Genomic DNA, 1,706 nt, shown 5'->3' on the forward strand with positions numbered 1-1,706 from the left:
CACCGGCCCCCCAGTGCTTGAACGAGTTCAAAAAGCCTGGGCCGGAGCCTACCTGACCAGCAGTTCGAGCCGAACGGGAAGCCGGCCGCCCGCTCCCGGGGAGCGGACGGCCGGCGCACCGCGCATGATGTCGCGTCAGCTGGTCTCGTACCGGCCGAACACGTCGATGATCAGGTTGGTCGGCGACCAGCTCCGGTTCCAGACGTCGATCGTGTCGGTGTTCTTGAGGCTCGCCTGCACGAGGTTCGACACGGTGGCGCCCTTCTCCCAGTTCAGGACCGAGGAGTCCGGCGGCGTCGGCCGGACGGCCTTGCCGGTCCCGTAGGCGTCGGACGTGTTCGGGTCCGGCGCGACCGAGAGGTGCCCGCCGCCCTGGGTGTTGGTCACCGTCACGTTCATGACGACGGAGTCGAACGAGCCGAAGAGCTGCGGCACGTAGTGCCGGTAGTAGTCCTGGCCGGCGAGCCCCAAGCCCCAGGTCCGGTCGTCGTGCGCCCGCGTGGGCTCCTCCGGCATGTAGGCGGCCTTGCCGTCGGCGCTGTAGTAGCCGGTGACATCCACGATCACGTCGGTTCCGGACCAGGAGCCGTTGCGGACGGTGATCTTGCCGTCCGCGCCGACCGGCACGATCACCGCGTTGGCGACCGTCTGCCCCGGCTCGAAGTTCAGGTTCGACGTGGCCGACGGCTGCCCGCCGCCCGGGGAAACGGTCAGGTGGCCGGAGCCCTGCGGGTTCGTCACCGTCACGTTGAGCGCCACGGCCGCCACCCCCTGGGCCGGCAGCCCGCCCTGGCCCGCGACCTGCACCGCGAAGGTGCTCTGGCCGGCGGCCTGCCCCTGAGCGGCGCCCTTGCCCTCGCGGGTGTCGGCGATCCGCGCCGGGTTCATCGAGGTGTACCCGTTGGCCGCGGTCTTGGCGAAGTAGCCCGTCACGTCGGCGATCAGGTCCACCGTGCCGCCGCTGCGGTTGGCCAGCTCGACGTACCCGTCCGCGCCGACCGGCACGATCGCCAGCGTCGGCACCGTCCTCCCCGCGGTGAAGTTCACGTTCGAGGTGGTCGGCTGCTTCGCGCCGGAGGCGTAGGCGATCACGTGGCCGTCCGCCACGGCGTTGGTCGCGGTGATGTTCAGCGCGACGGCCGTCACCCCGGCCGGGATTCCGCCGTTGCCGGCGACCTTCACCTTGGTGGTGCCGAACGCGGCGACCGCGCCGGCGGCCGGGGCCCCGGTGCCGTCCCGGGTGTCCAGCAGCCGGGTCGGCGCGTACGGGGTGAACTCGGAGCCGTTCAGGACCACTTCGAAGGTGGTGGTGTCGGTCAGCTTGCTGCCCGGCTCGGTCGCCGTGACCGTGATCCGGTGGGCGCCGGCCTTGGCGTACTTGTGCTTGAGGAACACGTCCTCCGTGCCCAGGCCGTGCGCCGAGGTCGCGGGGGTGCCGTCGCCCCAGTCGACCGTGTAGTTGACGACGACGTACTTCAGGTCGGTGGAGACTCCGGCCGCCATGCCCATGCCGTGCGCGTTGGAGGTGGACGCACCCGTGAACACCTTGAAGTACGGCTCGGCGGCCGCGGCCTTCGGCGCGGTCTCGGCCTCGGCCTTGACCTCGGCCTTGGCGGCGGCGTCCTTCGCGGACCGCTCGGCGGCGGCCTCGACGGCGGCCTCCTGCTGCGCGGCCGCCTCCTTCGCGGCCCCGGCCCCGGCGGCCG

1 pseudogene is annotated in these 1,706 nt (G+C 72.0%); it reads right to left on the reverse strand.

The window, feature by feature from the left end:
* Positions 1-135: 135 nt before the first annotated feature.
* Positions 136-1,706 (reverse strand): annotated as a pseudogene (locus AE652_RS40890) (hypothetical protein); the annotation flags it as partial.

This window comes from Kitasatospora sp. MY 5-36, from assembly GCF_001182915.1.
Classification (GTDB): domain Bacteria; phylum Actinomycetota; class Actinomycetes; order Streptomycetales; family Streptomycetaceae; genus Kitasatospora.